The 1,523-nt window shown below is 44.4% G+C and carries 2 protein-coding genes; both read right to left on the reverse strand.

The window, feature by feature from the left end:
- Positions 1-192: 192 nt before the first annotated feature.
- A complete protein-coding gene (locus ACTHO6_RS21125; RefSeq protein WP_440243802.1) occupies positions 193-1,119 on the reverse strand; it encodes an IS3 family transposase in 927 nt (308 codons plus the stop codon).
- Complete coding sequence (locus tag ACTHO6_RS21130) at positions 1,110-1,442, reverse strand: transposase (protein ID WP_440243804.1); 333 nt, start codon at positions 1,440-1,442, stop codon at positions 1,110-1,112. Before ACTHO6_RS21130 ends, ACTHO6_RS21125 begins: the two co-directional genes overlap by 10 nt.
- Positions 1,443-1,523: the final 81 nt, after the last annotated feature.

The raw sequence follows: 1,523 nt of genomic DNA on the forward strand, positions 1-1,523 counted from the left end.
CGGTTTAACCCCTCAATATTTGAGTCAGACTCCCTTATTCTCGTTTTTTCTTCGTTTTTCATTTTCTTCAACCATTTGGTAGTGTAGGTAGATAAAGCTCTAGCGTCAAGGAATTCGCTTGACCCCAGACCTTTATCTACCTATGGTTCACCTAGGTCGAAGAAAAGCGATCTGTGCTAATCGTTAACCTTGCTATACTTTTACAACAAATGGCTTCACGCGTTGCTCTTCAACTGCCTGTCTAAATTCTACCGGTGACAGGTCATATAAACTTCCGTGAATCCGGCGTTGGTTGTAAAAAAGCAGGTAATTTGTCACGGTTTCATAAGCCTGCTGGTAGCTTTCAAATTCGTGCCTTTCCAGACATTCCTTCTCCAAAATGCTATGAAAGGCTTCAATGTGAGCATTTTTGTTTGGTGTTTTCGGTGGAATTCGCTCATGTTCCACCTGAAAATTTGCACAAGACGATTCAAAAATATGGCTAATAAACTGTGGACCGTTGTCTGTTCGAATCACAGGACGTTCTTGGTTCTCAAATTGTTGCCGTCTCCATAACGCTCGTTGCAAGATTTGGGAAGCGTGTTTTCCTTCACAGCTTAGGCCGATATGGTAATCTACGATGGCTCGATCGTAAACATCAATGAGTGATAACAAGAAGAAAAAGCGCTTTTCTCCGGCAATATAGCCATACTTCACGTCCATTTCCCAGAGCTGATTGGAAGCAGTGATCTCCCGATTGTTCGCAAGCTTGCGAGGATATTTACGCTGTTTTTCCCGTTGCGGGTGTAACAGATTCTCTTCCTTCATCAGGCGGTACACTTTCTTTTTGTTGATTTTCAGTCCATAATCTCGCCGCAGACAAACGGTTATTTTCCGGTAGCCATATGCCGCTTCTTCGTCCGCCAGATACTCATGAATCCACTCTTTGATCTGTTCGTCTGCCACAGGCTGTCCATCTTTTTTCATGGAGTAACCGGGGATGGGACGTCCACCATTATACACTTTGGGTTTCCCTTGATTCTTGCGGCGGGCATAGTAGGTCGCTTCCAAGATGCCGACAATGTTCAAGACGGTCTTGATTGGGTATCCCAGCTGTATCCACTTGTCGGCTATTTCCATTTTGTCCGATAAGCTGGGTTGACCTTTTTTACAAGATCACGGAGGATGGCGATTTCGAGATCCTTCTCTCCAAGCAATTTCTTAAGCTTGTCATTTTCTGTTTCCAACTCACGAAATTCCCCTGGTGAGGGAGTATAGCTGGTTACCGCCTTAGCATCTGGAGAGGCGTTTTTCCAATCGGCATGTTTGGAATCTCGTATCCACCGATATAGCATTTTTGCATCGATACTATGGCGACGGGCCACTTGCGCAGCGTTGCCTGCTTCTTTCGCTTCTTGAACCAATTGTTGTTTGAACTCCAGTGAATAGCGTTTCCGTTGCATAAAAAATCCCCCTCTGTTCTTCTGATACCAGATTAACAAGATAAGGGGTGATAACTCAAATCCAATTTTGGGGCTTTAGAG

Origin of the sequence: Brevibacillus sp. SAFN-007a, assembly GCF_051967035.1 — a bacterium.
GTDB lineage: Bacteria > Bacillota > Bacilli > Brevibacillales > Brevibacillaceae > Brevibacillus.

What these genes read in the sequence shown, in the direction of transcription:
- ACTHO6_RS21125 (WP_440243802.1), bottom strand. Translation starts at nt 1,119, where the DNA reads ATGGAAATAGCCGACAAGTGGATACAGCTGGGATACCCAATCAAGACC.
- ACTHO6_RS21130 (WP_440243804.1), bottom strand. Translation starts at nt 1,442, where the DNA reads ATGCAACGGAAACGCTATTCACTGGAGTTCAAACAACAATTGGTTCAA.